Consider the following 15,421-nt stretch of genomic DNA (forward strand, 5'->3'; position numbering starts at 1 on the left):
AACTTGCCGGATGCGTCGATGATCTGACGCGTCCGGCCTGCCCGTTCTCAGCCGGGCGAAGCCACGGGTCAACTCCGTCATCAGATCTTCAAACGCGACACCTTGGTCCCCGAGAGCGAGACGTCGCCCATCAGACCGGCGTTGGTCAGCACGAACACCTCTACCGGCGCAGTTGCCGTGGTCGTATCAATCGCCCCGTTCGCACCTACCTTCACGAGCGCGACCGATCCCTCGCCTCCGACCGACCAGCCCTCGGAGTTGCGAAAGCTGTCCAGCGCTTCGCGCGTCATGAACAGGAAGATGATGGCCTTCGATTGGGCACCCGCCTGGAAGCCGAACGATCCGGATACTGTGCTGTAGTAACCCACCGACTGCCCGCCCACGCGCAACGCACCTTCGCCGTACTGACCGCCCACGACGAAGCCGGCTTGAAGCACGGAAGGGAATACGAGCACGCCATTCGCCTTTGCGACAAGTTCCCGCGAACCCTTGACGTTCGCGTAGAGCCGCGACATGGTGCCCCGGACCTTTGCGTCGATCGACCGCCGCTTCGCTGAATTGCTCTCGCTGGTTGCTGCATGACTCATCGTGGCCGTGCAAACGGCAAACGCAAGACCGGCGACAGCCCCTGCCCGTATGAAATTCCGCCTTTGCATCGCGACCTCCATAGTGATTCGTTGTCAAATTCCTGGTGTGGGATCAGCTCAACGAGATCATATAGCATGGCTTTGCAAGCGGAATGACCTTAAGGAAATCTGACGCCCAGGCGACGCGCGCCTTTGCGCCGATCGGCCGTCATGACAAGTCATGCTCCTGAGCGCAACCGGGCGTCAACCAGCAAGTGGCCTTGAGGCGAAAAACAACGACTATTGGTAAGGAGCAGCGGATCTCAACTTGCACTATCAGAGGCTCAAAAGCAGCTCAGGAAACGCGCGCCGGCACCAGCCCATACCTGGACATGACGCCGATAAGCTTTGAGCGGTCGGGCGGGCCACCGGCATTTACGATTGTTCCGACGTCACGAAAATACTGGGCGCCAATGTCGGGCGTAAGGACGATCAGTGCGCGCGCCGTGCCACTGTGCGGGTTGCTAAAGTGATGGACCGATCCACGCGGGGTAAACATCCATTCTCCCGGCGTAAGGTCTCGGACTACCCCATCGACCGAGTACCGAAGTATGCCCTCGAGCAGATAGACGCATTCTTCGTTACGTGTGTGGCTGTGTGGCGGCGGCACTTGCGAACCGGGCGGCACAGTCAACTCAAAAACACCCATCCCGCCGGTGGCAGTTCCATCTATCAGGTACTGAATGGTCAACTGACCTACGTTGATCGGTTCGTTTGGCGCCACGCTGCTGAGAGTCATTCCCAAACTCCTTCAGACCAGGGATTCGCGTCAGTCCGCCAACGTTGCAGGTAAGGGGTGCGCCACTTGCGACGCGTCCTGCAACTGACGGGAAATACAATTCAACCCGGATTATGCACCTCCCACGAACGTATTTTGTCCCGGAGCGGCGACAGGCCGGTTGGTCGGCTCGCGCAACACGCGATGGCGGGTTGCGACGACGTCGCCGTCTTGAGGACGGAACGGCTCATATAAATCCGCGCCGTACCGTCCGGTCGAATCTGAAGTCGGGCTGAGCGCGCCTACTGCACGGTGATGGTCTCTCTCATATTGGGGTGTATCCCGCAGAACACCTTGTAGACCCCCGCCTTGTCGAACTTGAACTGGAACGAGTCGTTCTGGTCGAGCGCGGCGGAGCGGAACAAGCCGGCGTCGTTCACAACGGTATGCGGTTCGCCATCAAGATTCTTCCAGGTCACCGTCGACCCGGCTTTAACCGTAATCGACATCGGCGAAAACATGAAATTCTTGATCACCACGGCGTTAGAGTCCTGAGCGTGCGCGACAGTGAAGCCAAAAGACAGCGCCACCATGAGCATCCCGGCCCGGAGGGGAACGATGAAGGCGCCGCGAAAGATAGTCGTTAGCATGAGTGGGTCCTGTTAGTGAGCGGTATCTGGAATCACACAAGCGTCGAGTCAGCGAGCGTCGCCTTGAGCGGCCGGCGCACGATCTTGATGCTGGTCACGCCCAGCATCTTTGGAAGCTGATCGCTCGCGACTGTCAGAGGCCCCGGGCCGGGCCCATTGCCGGCGGTCGGCTGCGGGTAGGCCGTCGAGCGCGCCGTATGGAACGTGATATTGCCCTCGACCTTCGACACGATCTGGTGAATATGGCCGTTCAGGACGGTCACCGAACCGAAGCGCTTCAGATAGCTCATTGCCTGACCCGCATCACCCGTGCCCCAACCCCACGGCTCGTAGATCGTCCACATCGGCATGTGCGCGAAGACGACGATCGGCGTGCTGGACGAACGGCCCTTCAAATCGTTTTCCAGCCAGGCGAGCTGCTCGTCGCCTAAACCGCCCAAACCATTCGGCTTGAAATGCATCACATTGACGAGCGCGACGAAGTGCACGCCGCTGTGGTCAAAGCTGTAATAGCCTTTGTTGTCCGAGGCCTGGCCAAAGCGGCTGAAGTATTCCGTCCCCGGTCCATCCGTAACGTCGTGTTCGCCAGGAACAGTATGCAACTCGGTGATATTCAGGCCCGACAACAATTGGGCCGCAAGATCGAACTCAGCCGGTTTGGAAAGATGGGTGATGTCGCCGGTATGAATCGTCAGCGCGGGCTTGACCGGCATCGCATTGACGAACTCAATCGTCTGCTTGAGTGTGCCCGCGACATCCGGATTGGCCTCCTTGTTGAAGCCGATGTGCGAGTCGCTGATCTGGAGAAACAGGGGGACGCCCGCGGCAGCTGAGGAATCGTTCGCGTTGGCGGCAAGGGTTAACTCCACCGGCGTGAGGATACCGCCGGCCAGGACGAACACCGTGCCGACGCCACCGTAAGCGAGACATTTCAACGCGCCGCGGCGCGACGGATCAAATGGAACATGTGACGACATAGTGACCTCACGATAAAGGTTCGGGAGGTGGGCCGCAGGATCATCCGACGGGCCTCCGGACCGGATTCAAGAGGTAGACTGCCGCGACATCCGTTTTATTCCATGATCGAAAACCGCGCCGCTCGCGATCAGTTCGTCACGCACCCTTCACTGCCCGGCCAGAACGTGCAGGAGCCTGTTGAAACCGGCGCTCAGGCCCGGTGAGCTGCCATTTCCCGCAGCCGGCCGGATTCGGGAATAACCGTCCCAAGCTGCCGGTCTTACGAACGGGAACACACGAAAAGGGGCTCAAAATGGACATCATCGACATCGCCCGTGCATCGGGAATGGCCGTTACGCTCGAGGGCAGAATCGGCCGCGAGGAATACCAGAGCGTGTGTGGTTCCTTATCGGCGTTGCAGCGATTTGCCGATGCAGTCCTTCAATGCGCAGCGAAGCAGAAAGACATCCAGAAGCGCGCGCAAAGAACTTCGCACCATGCATGAGAAGGGGCGTGTACGACATGCCGCACCGGCCAGCGGCAACGCGCCCGAAACCACGACCGCTACGAAACGGTATGCGCACGCAGGTTCATGACGAAACCGTTCAGTTCAGCGTCGCCGGCATCGGTAATCGCCCAGTAATTCATGCCTGCGGCACTCCAGTGCGCCAGATGGTAGCCCTGCCGCTGGTCGATGTGAGGCGTGGAGCCCGCGTCGTTACCCGGCCACACATAAAGATTGATCGGGTGCAGCTTGTAACGATAGACCATCACGGCCACCGGCCGCCCGTTCAGGTAATCGAGGCGCCCGCCGACCAGCGGATACCCCTGCTGCACGAGATCGACGACAGGCGGCGCGAAATCCAGCTTGCCGTCAAACCACGGCTTGACCGTGTGCCGGTCGGTTGAAATCACATCGGAGAGGTGGTTGAACTGCAACGAGCGAATATGATTGTCCACGAGTTCCTGAGTCAGGCGCGTCTCGCCGGACGGCACCGAGAGGTACAAACCCGCACTCCAGGCCAACGCAACCAGGCTCATCGCCATCGCGCCAACCGGCGCCCAGTTCAACGACCCACCGCCGCTGTGCCAGCCGAATCCTTCGACCAGCCGCTGCCACAGCGGGGGCCGTCCCGGCAACGCAGCCTTGATGCGTTTCACCAGTTCCGCTGGCGCCTCGACGCGCAAATCCGCCTGCCGGAGTTGCGCACTCACCTCACGGTGTTGCGCGTAGACCCGCTGACACTGTTCGCAGCCAGCCAGATGGCGCTCGAATTCGAGCGCTTCGGACAGGCTCAATTCCTGATCGAGATAGCCCGGCAGCAGTTCGGACGCCTGTTCGTGATCCATCACGCCTCCCGATCCGTCGATGCGAGCAGCGTCGCGAGTTGCTGGCGGCCACGCCCAAGGCGCGACATCACCGTCCCCATCGGGATGCCCACAATCGTGGCGATTTCCTTGTACGACAATTCTTCCAGCTCCCGCAGCACAATCACCTCCCGGTACTCCAGACGCAAACCCTGCAACGCCTTATGCACCCGCTTCTGGCTCTGGCTGCGTATAAGCATCGCTTCAGGACTGTCGTCATGGTCGGCGGTACTCATCTCAAGGCTGTGCATGTCTTCCTCAAACTCCAGCGTACCCGGTGCGTGGCCCCGGTTCTGCTGATACCAGGTGTAGAAGGTGTTACGCACGATGCTCAATAGCCAAGCGCGGGCATCGTCGCCGCGGAATCCGCCGAAAAACCTGAACGCGCGAAGATACGCCTCCTGCACCACGTCCTGCGCGTCCTGGTCGTTATGCGTCAGCCATCGCGCAACATTGAAGGCCGAATTCATATGAGGCAATACGAGCGTTTCGAAGCGCTTCGCGAGGATGGGATCGGCCATTGTGAAATGAAATTCCTGCAGTAACCGCAATCCGTGGCCGACAGTTACCTAACCACCGGCATGCCATTTTTATTCCCGGACGGTCGCCGGAATGCATCGCATGTTAAGCCGATACACCATTCGACGCCTTTTTACACACTGCCCCACGCTCTCAGCGAGCGGCGTAGATGACTGATCTCACGGGCATTGTAGTCGCGCCAGGAACCCAGGCACGCCCATTCATGCCCGGAGTAAATGGCCTGCTCCCACTTCCCGCAACGCCTGACCGGCGGCAGATGCCGCCTCATCCAGTACGCCATGCCGGTCCTCGACGGCGAGTCGACGAGGCACCCAGTGTTCTATCAAAAGCGCGGGAATATACGGCGATGAAGCAGCGTCTACTCATCGCATATCGCGTAACACCCATAGGAGACTGAGATGAAAAAGGTTGCCCGCATTAAACAGGAGCATCTCACCCAACAGCACGCAGCCGGGAAAGCGGCGGGCATTACGTCGGCCACTACCACTCGTTGAAGGTCCACATGCAATCCGTTCTGCGTCGTTTTCAACTCGGGTCGGGCGTCGTGCTGCTGATTTATCTTTTTCTCCACCTGGTCAATCATGCACTCGGAATCTGGTCGCTCGACCTGGCAGGTCGCGGCCTCACGCTGGCGCTGCGACTCTGGCATAGCGTGCCCGGAACGATCGCACTGTACGGTGCGGCCTCCCTGCATTTTGCACTTGCGGTGCGCACGATATACGGACGTCGCCACTGGGCACTGCCGCCCGCCGAATGGATACGCCTGTGGGCAGGCCTCAGCCTGCCTCTGCTACTCATCCGCCATGCAGTCGCGACCCGGCTCTCGGCCTCGCTCTATGGTTTCGAACCGAACTATGAGCGCGTGATCATCGTGCTGCTCACGAGTGGCACACAAGGCTTGCAACTTGCGCTGCTCGCGCCCGGGTGGATACACGGTTGCCTCGGACTGTGGTTCCGTTTGCGCCCCTATCCTTTGGCGCGCCGCGCGAAGCCCGCGCTGCTGGCATTCGTTGTCCTGCTGCCACTGCTGTCCGCGGCCGGCTTTGTGAGGATGATGCAGGCCGTCGTGGCGAAAAGCGTCGTCCTGCCGGCGCCCGATCCGAAACTGGTCGCACATCAACTCGCTCTCGATGCCTGGCGTCACAATCTCATCACCCTGTACCTGTCGCTGATCGTCAGCGCTTTCGTCGCCGGCCATTTGCGCAACTGGCTGGAGCGTCGACGATTGCGGAAAACCTCGCTGAATGCCTAGCGCATTCACAGACCAGGCGAGACCGCCGCTATAAGACTGCGAAGAAGAACCGGTCACGCTTCGATAAAACCAGCGTCTTTTCACAAAGACTGGGAATAACCAGCGGCATCGCGGAGTTTACTCAATGCACACCGCACGATCCTTTGCAAACACTTAGGAGTCTGAAATGAAGAAATATCTCGTGATAGCCATTTCGCTATCAGCTCTCGCCTCGTCAAGTGCATTTGCCCAGAGCAAGACACGCGCCGAGGTATATCAGGAGTTGATCGAAGCACAGCAGAACGGTCTGAACTACGTCACCGATACCTCGTACCCGGATGTCAACCCGATCTACGCGGCCCAGGTCGCGCGCATGAAGCAGGAACGTCTTGCACATCAGAACGCGTCTGGCTCGAACAGCGCGGCTCATTGAACATGCGCTTTGTCCGGCGGGTTGGTGCTGGCCCCACGTCACTCAGGTGATTCACAGCTCGACCCGTCATCCGCATAAACAAGCACCCCAACACTCTGGGAGCACCACTATGAAATCTGATTCAAAGAATCGGTTTGCTGATCAGCCATGGCGCAGCCTGGCTCTCGCAGGCGCAGTCCTTATGTCGACTTCAGTCTGCGTGTACGCGCAAACCATGCAGGAGCCCACGACTCATCAAGTCACCCGTGCAGAGGTCATGCATGAACTCGAAGAACTAGAGGCGGCGGGTTATAACCCATCCCAAGGCGACGACGGCGCATACCCGGCCGATCTTCAGGCCGCGGAAGAAAAAGTTGCCGCCAAACATCGAGCAGAAAGAAATGCGGTAACGAGCGCAGGCCAGACCGCACAGACGAAGCCGGCACCTTGAACTGCAGAGTCTTTCTGGAAATCCGCCGGATTCAGATACGTATAGCCGTCGTCGGCCTTCCTGATTGCGCCCGGCGGCTACGCAGCCGTCCACTCGACGAGCGTGGCTACGGTATTCATGTTGCGGGCGGTTCCGGTCATGGCGCCCGGAATTTTCAGTTTTGAATGCGCTATTCCTTCTCCGTAGTACACGTAAATCTCGCGCGTCCCGAGCGCGATTTCTTCTGTCTGCTGGCCACTTACATTCGCGAGGATGTCCTCAGGCGGCGGCGCATCCAGAAATATTGCGACTGTTCGATTCGGTGCCGCTGACCTGAAGGGATTCCCGGCAAGAACCGCGGCCAGTTCGGCGCCCGTCCGGATCAGAACCCCTACCGGCTTGCCGGCGTACGTCTCCAGACAACGCTCAAGCTTCGCCTTCACACTCGCTTCAGAAAGCCTGCTTTCAAATACGACGTTGCCACTAGCGATATATGTGCGGACTTTGGAAAAGCCAAGTGATTCGCACATCGCACGAAGTTCGGACATGGGAAGTTTGCCGGTGCCGCCAACATTCACGGCCCGCAAGAGAGCGGCGTACGTAGTCATCCAGGCATTTTATTTCCATTTCTCCGATGGGAGTTGTCGACAAGGCAATCAAGGCAGTTTCTTTGGCGTTCCGGCGACCGAAAAGAGATTCAGGTCCTGGTCATGAACTTCTATCGCGCAGTCTTTAGTGCGTTGCATCCCCCGTTGAATCCGCAAGTTGCAACGGCCATTCGCGCGACCGCTACCTCAAGGTCCTGGCGCCTTGCCTGTGCGGTCGTTGTCGCCTTCACGCCCCTGCGCGTGGGTGGCTTCTGTTCTGGTTTGTTTGTCGACGTGGAGCAACGCGGGTGTAAAGAAGCAGCCCATGACCGCGGACAGGATAATGAAAATCGAGGCCGCATCGACCAGCAGTCCGACACGCATGAAAATATAGAAGCAGCATAGAATATTCAGCACGTGCAGGAAGACACCCAGAGCGGCGACCCCTTTGGGGACGACTCTTATGAACATCGCGAACCGCGATTGCGGGCGAGGCACATACCAGATAATCAGCAACCCGAACGTCATGATGAAGGCGCTTTCTGCCCATTTCAGCCAGGTGGGGCGGCGCAGGAAACGTCCCTCGAAAATCGTCTCGATGACCTGCGCCTGAATTTCGATACCCGGCACCAGTTCCCCCAACGCAGTCGTGCGCATGTCGGTCACGCCGGCGCCAGTCAGGCCGACCAGCACCAGTTTGTCCCGGATCCGTTCCGGATCGACTGTTCCCTGCAGGATGTCGCGTGCCGACACGTAGCGGTTCAGCGTCGACCGAATGGACGCGAAATGCAACCAGATGTCACCGCCGGGCTGCGTGGGCACCAGCACATCCGCGACACCCACCGCCTGCACGCCCGATGCATCGGCAAAGACGTCGATCGCCGATGAACCCGTGGCGAGGCGGAGCATTTCCATCGGCAGACTGGGGACCAGTTTCTCCCCCAAGCCCATGATGAGAGGAATATGGCGGACCACGCCTTGTTCGAGCGCCACGCTCAGCATCGCCTGCCCGTGGGCCGCCGCCTGCAATTCTGGCAGGCTGGCGAGCACGTAGTCGTACCGTCGCACGCGGCCCAGCGGGTCGGTGCCATGCACGAGGATTGGAGCGCTTCGCAGATCGGTGCTGGTGGTGAAGGCGGCATGATCGAGCGCCGCGGCACCCAGTATGGTCGGCGCCGCGCGCAACGATCTGGCGAGAATGGCTTCGTGACTGGGAAGGGCCCGCAAGCCGGCGGCCAGGGCCGCAGCCGTTTTCGGCAGATTGCCGGCCACCTTGTCGGGAGAGGTCTGATCCGGCTCCGGCATGTAAATGTCGAGACCGATAGCCAGCGGTTTCAGTGCCGCAATGGCATCGATCAGGCTCGCGAGTCGATTTCGCGGCCAGGGCCATTGACCGACGGTTTCCAGCGTCTCCTCATCGATCTCGACAATGGTCACGGGCTCTGCAGTCGGAATCCGCGGGAAGTGACGTTGATACTGGTCGAACAGAAGTTGCCGGGCCGTTCTAAAGGAGTCAGGAAGCGTCTCGTCAAGCGCGCCCACGAAAGCCGGACGTGCTATGTTGCCCGGCCATTCGCTGGACAGGTTGAGCAGGCTCAGGCCGAACAGCACCACCAGCGCCACCGGACGCCCCTGGGCCGCCTTCAGCAGATTCCTGATCCGGGCAAGCCATGGGTCGTAATAGCGTTTCATCAAAGAAAGGCCATTGAGCGTCGATAACTGACGCGGGTCATTGAATTGTAATGACTGCGCGTCGGTTCATGCGATTGGGAACACCATCTGCCGTGGGGACCAGTGGCTCGCGCTTGCCCCGGCCAGCAGTCTCTATCTGTTGGGCAGGAATGCCTTGCTTGATCAGGAACGCTGCAACACTCTCCGCCCGCCGTATTGACAGTCTGTCATTGAACTCCTGAGAGCCCGCCTGATCGGTGTGACCGACCACCACGAGCTGAGGCGCAGGCCAGGTAGCCAGGACGGTTTTTAACTTTTTAACCGTGACGGATGACTCCGGGGCCAACTCGGTGGCAGAGTCAAAGAGAAAAAAAATCGTAAATGTCATGGGGCGCGGAGGCCGGGCCGCGAGCAGCTCGCCGTATCGTGCCTGCACACTGGATTGACTATCCATCGTTTTTTCGATGGCGCCGCCCTTCGTGACGCCAACCCCAGCGTAAGCCTTGTCTATGGTTTGCTCTCCGGTGGCGCTGCGGACAATGACCGCGCCGACTTTGCCCTCCGGATCCGGCAATAAAATAATTCTGTCCGGGGGCGTGCTACATCCGGCCAGGAAAGCCACCATGACGAATGCCGCCGCAGATGCCCGCCGATGACGTCGGTGTGCGGCCTTCAACGTGCACTCTCCCCGTTAGCGCCGACTTCGATGATAAATTCAGTGCCGCGCACGCCCAGTGTGGTAGTCGGCGTGCTGAAACGGACGGCGTCCGGATTCGCTTTCGCCAGCTTTCCGGAAATCACGGCCAGGGAACCACGTTTGATGCTGGCGTCGAGCACCCCATCATGGGTCGTGGTATTAAACGCGAATTTGTTGAGGTCGAGGATGGTATTGGCGCCGGCGGAGAGTTGGGTGGTGTCACGCAGCGTGATGCCGACCGAGGATTCCGGGCCGGTCACGATACGATCGCTGCCGTAAACTTCGCTGCCGATGGCCGCGCCCGAACTTGCTCCAGCCCGCTCGATCTGCACCGTGCCCTTGAGGGTCTTGACGACGCCGGCAGCATCGGCGGCCAGTGCATCGGCGACTGCCATGCACCCGCAGGCAAGGATCAAGGCATATTTGATGGCTTGGAGACGCATCGGTGGCCCCTGATTGCGTTAACGCTGCTTTCCGCGGCGTAGCGCGGCTCCCCGACGTCGACCTGGTGCTGTGAGCGATCATTCCCCGACTGCTCGTAGAGCTGGGGCTTGCGAAGGACGTGCAGAAATGCTGCTCCTGGAAATCAGGTGGAGACTTTTCTGCCGGATCGAACAGCGTATCGCCCCGACCCCAATGACTCTGTGCGCTTCCCCGCATATTTGGTGCAGTCACGCTCGCCAACATCCGGATCGCACGACGCAGACGTCGATTCACCCGTTGCATTTGCCTCGCGCAACGGTGATTGGCGCGACTTGATCCGTAGATGATTCGTGTTAGGACCCGACGTCAGCCGTCAGTTGTCAAACCCGAAACCAGTCGCCGCCGATGCGAATCAGCTTTGCTCGGTCAGCTGAGTCGAATACAAATCGATTAACCAGTCGATAAAAATGTCGACCCGCCTCGGCTTGGTTCGATTAGGCATATACACAACGGACACAGGGCGGGGATTTAACGGATAGTCTCTCAGAACCTTGCTCAGTCGGCCCGATCGCACATGAGCGTCGAGTATAAAGGTGCTCCCCTGTATCAATCCGAGGCCCGCAAGCCCACATGCCACGTAGGTATCTGCGTCGTTAACCAGGATCGCGCTCTTCAGCGGAACGGAACGGACCTCGTTTCCCTCGAGAAACTCCCAACTTCTGATACGGCCTGACTTCATGGCGTAACTCACGCCGATGTGATCGCTGAGGTCATCCAGGGTGAAGGGCTCGCCATAGGCATGGATATAGTCGGGCGACGCGTAGGTCAGCGTTTTGTAATGACCCACTGTTTTAGCGACTAGTCCAGGTTCGCTTACCGTTCCCACGCGCAGGGCGCAGTCGAGCCCCTCTTCGATCAGATCGGGGTGGTGATCAGCAATGCTGATGTCCAGTCGAATATCAGGATTATTGGCGAAAAAATTCGGTAGTTCCGGGATCACGGTCGACTTCGCGACTAGCGAGGGCATGCTGACACGGACTGTTCCACTTTTGCTTCCCCTGGAAGCCTGAGCGTCGGCGTCCATTTCGTCTAGATCCCGAAGAAGCGTGACGCAACGTTCGTAGTAGCGAAGGCCCGCATCCGTCGGCTTGCTTCGACGGGTTGTCCGGTTAAGAAGTTTCACGCCCAGATCCGACTCAAGGGCCTGAACCATACGACTAACATAGACTGCCGACGTATGCAGCACTTCGGCGGCTCTCGTGAAGCTGGTCGATTCGACCACCTTCACATACGCCTTCATTGCGGAAATCTTGTCCATTGTTTGTTGTTGCGTCTTTCTTTACATGTCGAGGTTCGTTGCGCGAAGTATGGTTAGAACATATCCGCAGCCGCTTGACGCTCTGCGCCCTTCCCTCCGGGTTCTCGCTCAGACCGTGACGGGATAAACGGCCCGGTGATCATATTCGAGTAGCTTTGCCCAGGCCCCACCATCGGAAACACGTCAGCGTTCTGGTCGACCATCACTTCGAGAAATGCCGGTCCGTCAAAATCTACGAAGGCCTTAAGTTTGTCCTCGAGTTCGCTCATTGCTTCAACGCGACAGGCAAACTCAAACCCGTCGGCCCGAGCTGCCATGACAAAATCCTTGCGATGAAGCGACTTGTCGCTCACGCACAGTCGACCCTCGTAAAAGAGACGCTGCCACTGCCGGATCATCCCGTCACCGAGATTGTTGAGCAGCAGTACCTTGACAGGCACGCCGTACGTGGTTGCCGTCTCCAGGTCGCCAATATTCATGCGGATGCTGCCGTCGCCATCGATGTCGATCACAAGGGCATCCGGTCGCGCCAGTTGAGCGCCGATAGCTGCGGGCAACCCGAAACCCATCGTCCCCATACTGCCCGAAGTCAGGAAGCTTCGAGGCTCGACGAAGTCGAAAAACTGCGCAGCCCACATCTGATGCTGGCCGACGCCTGTGGTGATGATCGCTCGCCCCCCGGTAATTTCGCTGAGCTTTTCGACAACGAACTGCGGCTGAATCGCCGGATTGCTCCGGTCATAGTTCATACCGTAGACCCGCTTCAATTCCTTTATATGATCGAGCCAGTCTAAAGGCGCTTGCGCGACTGGACCGTGCTTCATCAGTGACAGCAACGTATTCTTCGCGTCGCCTACGTGCGTCCAGTGCGCCCGTTTAACCTTGTTGATCTCCGCTTCGTCGATGTCGATATGCGCGACATACTGCGCTCCGGGCGCAAATGCGTCAGGACGGCCACCGGCGACGCGATCATCGAATCGGGCACCCACCGCGATCAGGAAGTCACAATCCTCCACCGCGTAGTTCGCACAGGCCGCGCCGTGCATGCCCAGCATACCGAGCCCCAGTTCGTGTTTTACGGATATTGCGCCAAGCCCCATCAACGTGGTCACCACGGGGATCCGATAGCGCTCTGCAAACTGACGCAATTCAGCCGTCGCGCCGGCCGTGATAACACCGCCGCCGGCATACAGCAGCGGTCGCTTGCTCCGCGCCAGCAGATCGAAAAATTCGCTGCGCTTGTCGTCTTCGAGACGAGCGCCTCTGGCCACCTTTCGAAGACGATCGGAGTAACCTCGAAACTCCAATGCACCTTGCCCATGGTAAATGCCAGTCCAGTTCTGGATGTCCTTCGGCACGTCTACGACAACCGGGCCAGGACGGCCGGTGCGCGCGACTTCGAATGCGGTCCGTAGCGTCTGTTCCAGCTTTGCCGGGTCGGTAACCAGAAACACCTGCTTTGCGCACGCCGACATGATGTTAAAGACCGGCGCTTCCTGGAAAGCATCACTGCCGATCGCGGCTCGAGGTACCTGTCCGGAGATGAGGACAACCGGGACCGAATCACCGTTACAGTCGGCGATCGGCGTCACCGCGTTCGTCGCCCCGGGGCCTGACGTAACCATGAATACGCCAACCTTTCCGCTCGCGCGCGCATAACCAGCGGCCATGAAGCCGGCGGCCTGTTCATTGGCGGGCACAACGAGGTTGATCTGGCGCTCGGGATTGTCCGCGTGCATTTCGTTGAAACGAAAGACGGCATCGTACGTCGGCAAAATCGCGCCGCCGCTATAACCGAATACGGTATCGACGCCCTGTTCGCTGAGTACGCGCAGGATGATGTCTGCACCCGACATCGATTCGCCGGCAAGCGGTGGTTTCGGGAGGACTTTTAAAGCAGCGTTTGGGTTTTTGGTCATGGCTGGCTCGCATGGGAAAGGGCGCTGACATATCAGCGCCCAAAATCAAAGGGCGATTTCCCTTCCAACTCGAGAACAGCGTATGTTCCGTACCAGCTTATGGACGACTGCTCTGACGGGTTCTCCGTACAAAGCGCAGCCCATCTAGCACTTTCTTGATGTGCGTCTGGAAGAATCGTGAGAAATGGTTCTACCCATTCTGACAATGATTGAAGCTGCACACACGCCCAAGAAGGTCGTATATGGGCCACGATAGACTGAATCTCGGCCATTACGATGCCACTACCGCCCCGCCGCTTTCCCACAACATGCAAACGGTCGCCGCCCTGGAGATTTGAGCCACGTTGCAACTGTCGGCATGGCGTCGGCCGCGAACAGTTCGTGAAGCGCGACGCGACCCTCGCGTCACTCGTACGCGGACCCTTACCAGCATTCTTCGGTTGCGTACCCATGCTCCATGTAACAAGTGACTTTCAGCACGGACCCTTTATCCCGCCACGCTTCGCTTATAAACTTCGTTCCATCCAGGACAAATTTATGTCGCGAACCGGCAGGCAAGCCGCCCACCGGGCGGCGCGGAGTCGTACCAATGGCGGCGTGCTTACAATCAATGAGGGTCACGGCATGAAAGTCGCCATTGTTATATTCGATGGTGTGCAGGCGCTGGATGTTGCTGGCCCCCTGGACGTATTCGCAGAAGCAAATACATTTCTGCCTGAGCATCAGAGATATCAGGTCTCTCTCATAGGATACGAGGCTGGCACCGTGTCCTGCTCGAACGGGATGGGACTCTCAGTGCCTTATGGTTATGCGGACTTCGATACTCCATGTGACCTGCTGTTGATAGCAGGAGGACCGCAGTTGCCTGATGCCCAGCTACGAAGCGAATTTCTGAAATGGTTGCAAGACCAGGCGCGCGGCGCAGCACGGTTTGGCTCCGTTTGCAACGGAGCATTTGTGCTCGCGCACGCCGGGCTGCTTGACGGTAAGGAAGTGACAACCCACTGGGCCGATGCGGACCGCCTCGCCGACGAGTTTCCGCAGGCTTGTGTGCGGCCCGACAGGATTTTCATCCGTGACGGACGCCTCTTTACCTCTGCCGGCGTGACGGCAGGCATCGACCTGTGTCTATCGCTCGTGGCGGAGGACTGGGGGCACGAGCTTGCGGTGCGGGTTGCGAAACGTCTGGTCGTCTACATCCAGCGAGAAGGTGGGCAGTCTCAATACAGCCCTTACGTCGGAGTACGGAAGGACCACGATCCGATCGTCGGCAAGGTGCTCCGATACGTGACCGAGCACATAACCGATACGCTGTCGATCGAACAGCTTGCGAGCGCAGTTGCAGTCAGCCGACGTACCTTCTCGAGGCTATTTGCGAAGTATGCAAAGGTGACGCCGTCCGCGTTTGTCGAACAGGTTCGCGTTGACACCGCGAGGAAGTTGCTCGAGGAGACAGATGCTCCTCTCAAGACTGTGGCGTTCAATTGTGGTTTTCACAGCGCCACGCATATGCGAACGACTTTCTTCCGGCGGCTTAACGTAACGCCCAGACAGTATCGCCAGCGATTCCGTGGTGAGGCAGGTATGCAGGCAACGGTGGGCTTGTAGCAGTGTCAACGAGCAAGTCGGATCAGCAGGGATGGAAAGTATGGGATGGCTTTCCGGTCTACCCGAAGTTGGCCTGGTTAGCGCGGGCGCCCCTCGGGTGGCGAGCCAGTGGCATAGACCGTCGCTGGCCAGAATCGGGGCACATTTGACCTGAAATCGACCCTCTTGCCGGTTGTCCGCCGTGACGGTGTGGCCCAAACTGCTGCGCTTGTGGGAGCCCCACTCCCGATGAAGGAACAGGCGAGGATGGTTTCCGGCCCTTCCGT

At 59.0% G+C, this 15,421-nt stretch carries 17 protein-coding genes; 5 read left to right on the forward strand and 12 right to left on the reverse strand.

Annotated elements, in window-relative coordinates; genetic code table 11:
• Nucleotides 1–80: 80 nt before the first annotated feature.
• The 4 genes from P3T16_RS22240 to P3T16_RS22255 form a co-directional block, all read right to left on the reverse strand.
• Complete coding sequence (locus P3T16_RS22240) at nucleotides 81–656, reverse strand: BPSL1445 family SYLF domain-containing lipoprotein (protein ID WP_429257370.1); 576 nt, start codon at nucleotides 654–656, stop codon at nucleotides 81–83.
• 265 nt (nucleotides 657–921) lie between these two features.
• On the reverse strand, nucleotides 922–1,365 hold the full coding sequence (locus P3T16_RS22245) for a cupin domain-containing protein (protein ID WP_429343877.1): 444 nt from the start codon (nucleotides 1,363–1,365) through the stop codon (nucleotides 922–924).
• 281 nt (nucleotides 1,366–1,646) lie between these two features.
• Nucleotides 1,647–1,937, reverse strand: a complete 291-nt coding sequence (locus tag P3T16_RS22250) for a cupredoxin domain-containing protein (protein ID WP_429343926.1) — start codon at nucleotides 1,935–1,937, stop codon at nucleotides 1,647–1,649.
• Between the two features lie 89 nt (nucleotides 1,938–2,026).
• Nucleotides 2,027–2,971 carry a metallophosphoesterase family protein gene (locus P3T16_RS22255; protein WP_429343878.1) on the reverse strand — a complete coding sequence of 315 codons (945 nt, stop codon included), beginning with the start codon at nucleotides 2,969–2,971 and terminating at the stop codon, nucleotides 2,027–2,029.
• Nucleotides 2,972–3,264: 293 nt separating this feature from the next.
• Between P3T16_RS22255 and P3T16_RS22260 the strand changes: the two genes are divergently transcribed.
• Entirely contained in the window at nucleotides 3,265–3,456 is a 192-nt protein-coding gene (locus tag P3T16_RS22260; RefSeq protein WP_429343879.1) for a hypothetical protein, read from the forward strand.
• Between the two features lie 59 nt (nucleotides 3,457–3,515).
• Here the strand turns inward: P3T16_RS22260 and P3T16_RS22265 are convergent, their stop codons facing one another.
• Nucleotides 3,516–4,301, reverse strand: a complete 786-nt coding sequence (locus P3T16_RS22265; RefSeq protein WP_429343880.1) for an anti-sigma factor family protein — start codon at nucleotides 4,299–4,301, stop codon at nucleotides 3,516–3,518.
• Nucleotides 4,301–4,840, reverse strand: a complete 540-nt coding sequence (locus tag P3T16_RS22270; protein ID WP_429343881.1) for a sigma-70 family RNA polymerase sigma factor — start codon at nucleotides 4,838–4,840, stop codon at nucleotides 4,301–4,303. The genes P3T16_RS22265 and P3T16_RS22270 overlap by 1 nt, the downstream gene beginning before the upstream one ends.
• 521 nt (nucleotides 4,841–5,361) lie before the next feature.
• Here P3T16_RS22270 and P3T16_RS22275 point away from each other — a divergent pair.
• From P3T16_RS22275 to P3T16_RS22285, 3 genes are all read left to right on the forward strand, one after another.
• Nucleotides 5,362–6,111, forward strand: a complete 750-nt coding sequence (locus P3T16_RS22275) for a hypothetical protein (RefSeq protein WP_429343882.1) — start codon at nucleotides 5,362–5,364, stop codon at nucleotides 6,109–6,111.
• A 166-nt stretch (nucleotides 6,112–6,277) separates the two neighbouring features.
• On the forward strand, nucleotides 6,278–6,523 hold the full coding sequence (locus P3T16_RS22280; protein WP_429257363.1) for a DUF4148 domain-containing protein: 246 nt from the start codon (nucleotides 6,278–6,280) through the stop codon (nucleotides 6,521–6,523).
• 109 nt (nucleotides 6,524–6,632) lie between these two features.
• Entirely contained in the window at nucleotides 6,633–6,953 is a 321-nt protein-coding gene (locus P3T16_RS22285) for a DUF4148 domain-containing protein (protein ID WP_429343883.1), read from the forward strand.
• Between the two features lie 77 nt (nucleotides 6,954–7,030).
• On the opposite strand, the gene P3T16_RS22290 is transcribed toward P3T16_RS22285, so the two are convergent.
• The 6 genes from P3T16_RS22290 to ilvB all read right to left on the reverse strand — a co-directional run bounded on the left by P3T16_RS22290 (nucleotide 7,031) and on the right by ilvB (nucleotide 13,547).
• Nucleotides 7,031–7,540, reverse strand: coding sequence for a DUF1697 domain-containing protein (locus tag P3T16_RS22290; protein WP_429343884.1), 510 nt, complete (start codon nucleotides 7,538–7,540; stop codon nucleotides 7,031–7,033).
• A 186-nt stretch (nucleotides 7,541–7,726) separates the two neighbouring features.
• Complete coding sequence (locus tag P3T16_RS22295; RefSeq protein WP_429343885.1) at nucleotides 7,727–9,211, reverse strand: CHASE2 domain-containing protein; 1,485 nt, start codon at nucleotides 9,209–9,211, stop codon at nucleotides 7,727–7,729.
• A 37-nt stretch (nucleotides 9,212–9,248) separates the two neighbouring features.
• Nucleotides 9,249–9,866, reverse strand: coding sequence for an OmpA family protein (locus P3T16_RS22300; RefSeq protein ID WP_429257358.1), 618 nt, complete (start codon nucleotides 9,864–9,866; stop codon nucleotides 9,249–9,251).
• Nucleotides 9,863–10,330 (reverse strand): FecR family protein, encoded by a 468-nt coding sequence (locus tag P3T16_RS22305; RefSeq protein WP_429343886.1) that lies wholly within the window; start codon nucleotides 10,328–10,330, stop codon nucleotides 9,863–9,865. The genes P3T16_RS22300 and P3T16_RS22305 overlap by 4 nt, the downstream gene beginning before the upstream one ends.
• Nucleotides 10,331–10,722: 392 nt before the next feature.
• A complete protein-coding gene (locus P3T16_RS22310; RefSeq protein ID WP_429343887.1) occupies nucleotides 10,723–11,628 on the reverse strand; it encodes a LysR family transcriptional regulator in 906 nt (301 codons plus the stop codon).
• 53 nt (nucleotides 11,629–11,681) lie between these two features.
• Nucleotides 11,682–13,547, reverse strand: coding sequence for a biosynthetic-type acetolactate synthase large subunit (gene ilvB / locus P3T16_RS22315; protein ID WP_429343888.1), 1,866 nt, complete (start codon nucleotides 13,545–13,547; stop codon nucleotides 11,682–11,684).
• Nucleotides 13,548–14,171: 624 nt separating this feature from the next.
• Between ilvB and P3T16_RS22320 the strand changes: the two genes are divergently transcribed.
• Nucleotides 14,172–15,155 (forward strand): GlxA family transcriptional regulator, encoded by a 984-nt coding sequence (locus P3T16_RS22320; protein ID WP_429343889.1) that lies wholly within the window; start codon nucleotides 14,172–14,174, stop codon nucleotides 15,153–15,155.
• The last annotated feature ends 266 nt before the right edge of the window (nucleotides 15,156–15,421 follow it).

Origin of the sequence: Paraburkholderia sp. GAS42, assembly GCF_050436565.1 — a bacterium.
Lineage (GTDB): Bacteria > Pseudomonadota > Gammaproteobacteria > Burkholderiales > Burkholderiaceae > Paraburkholderia.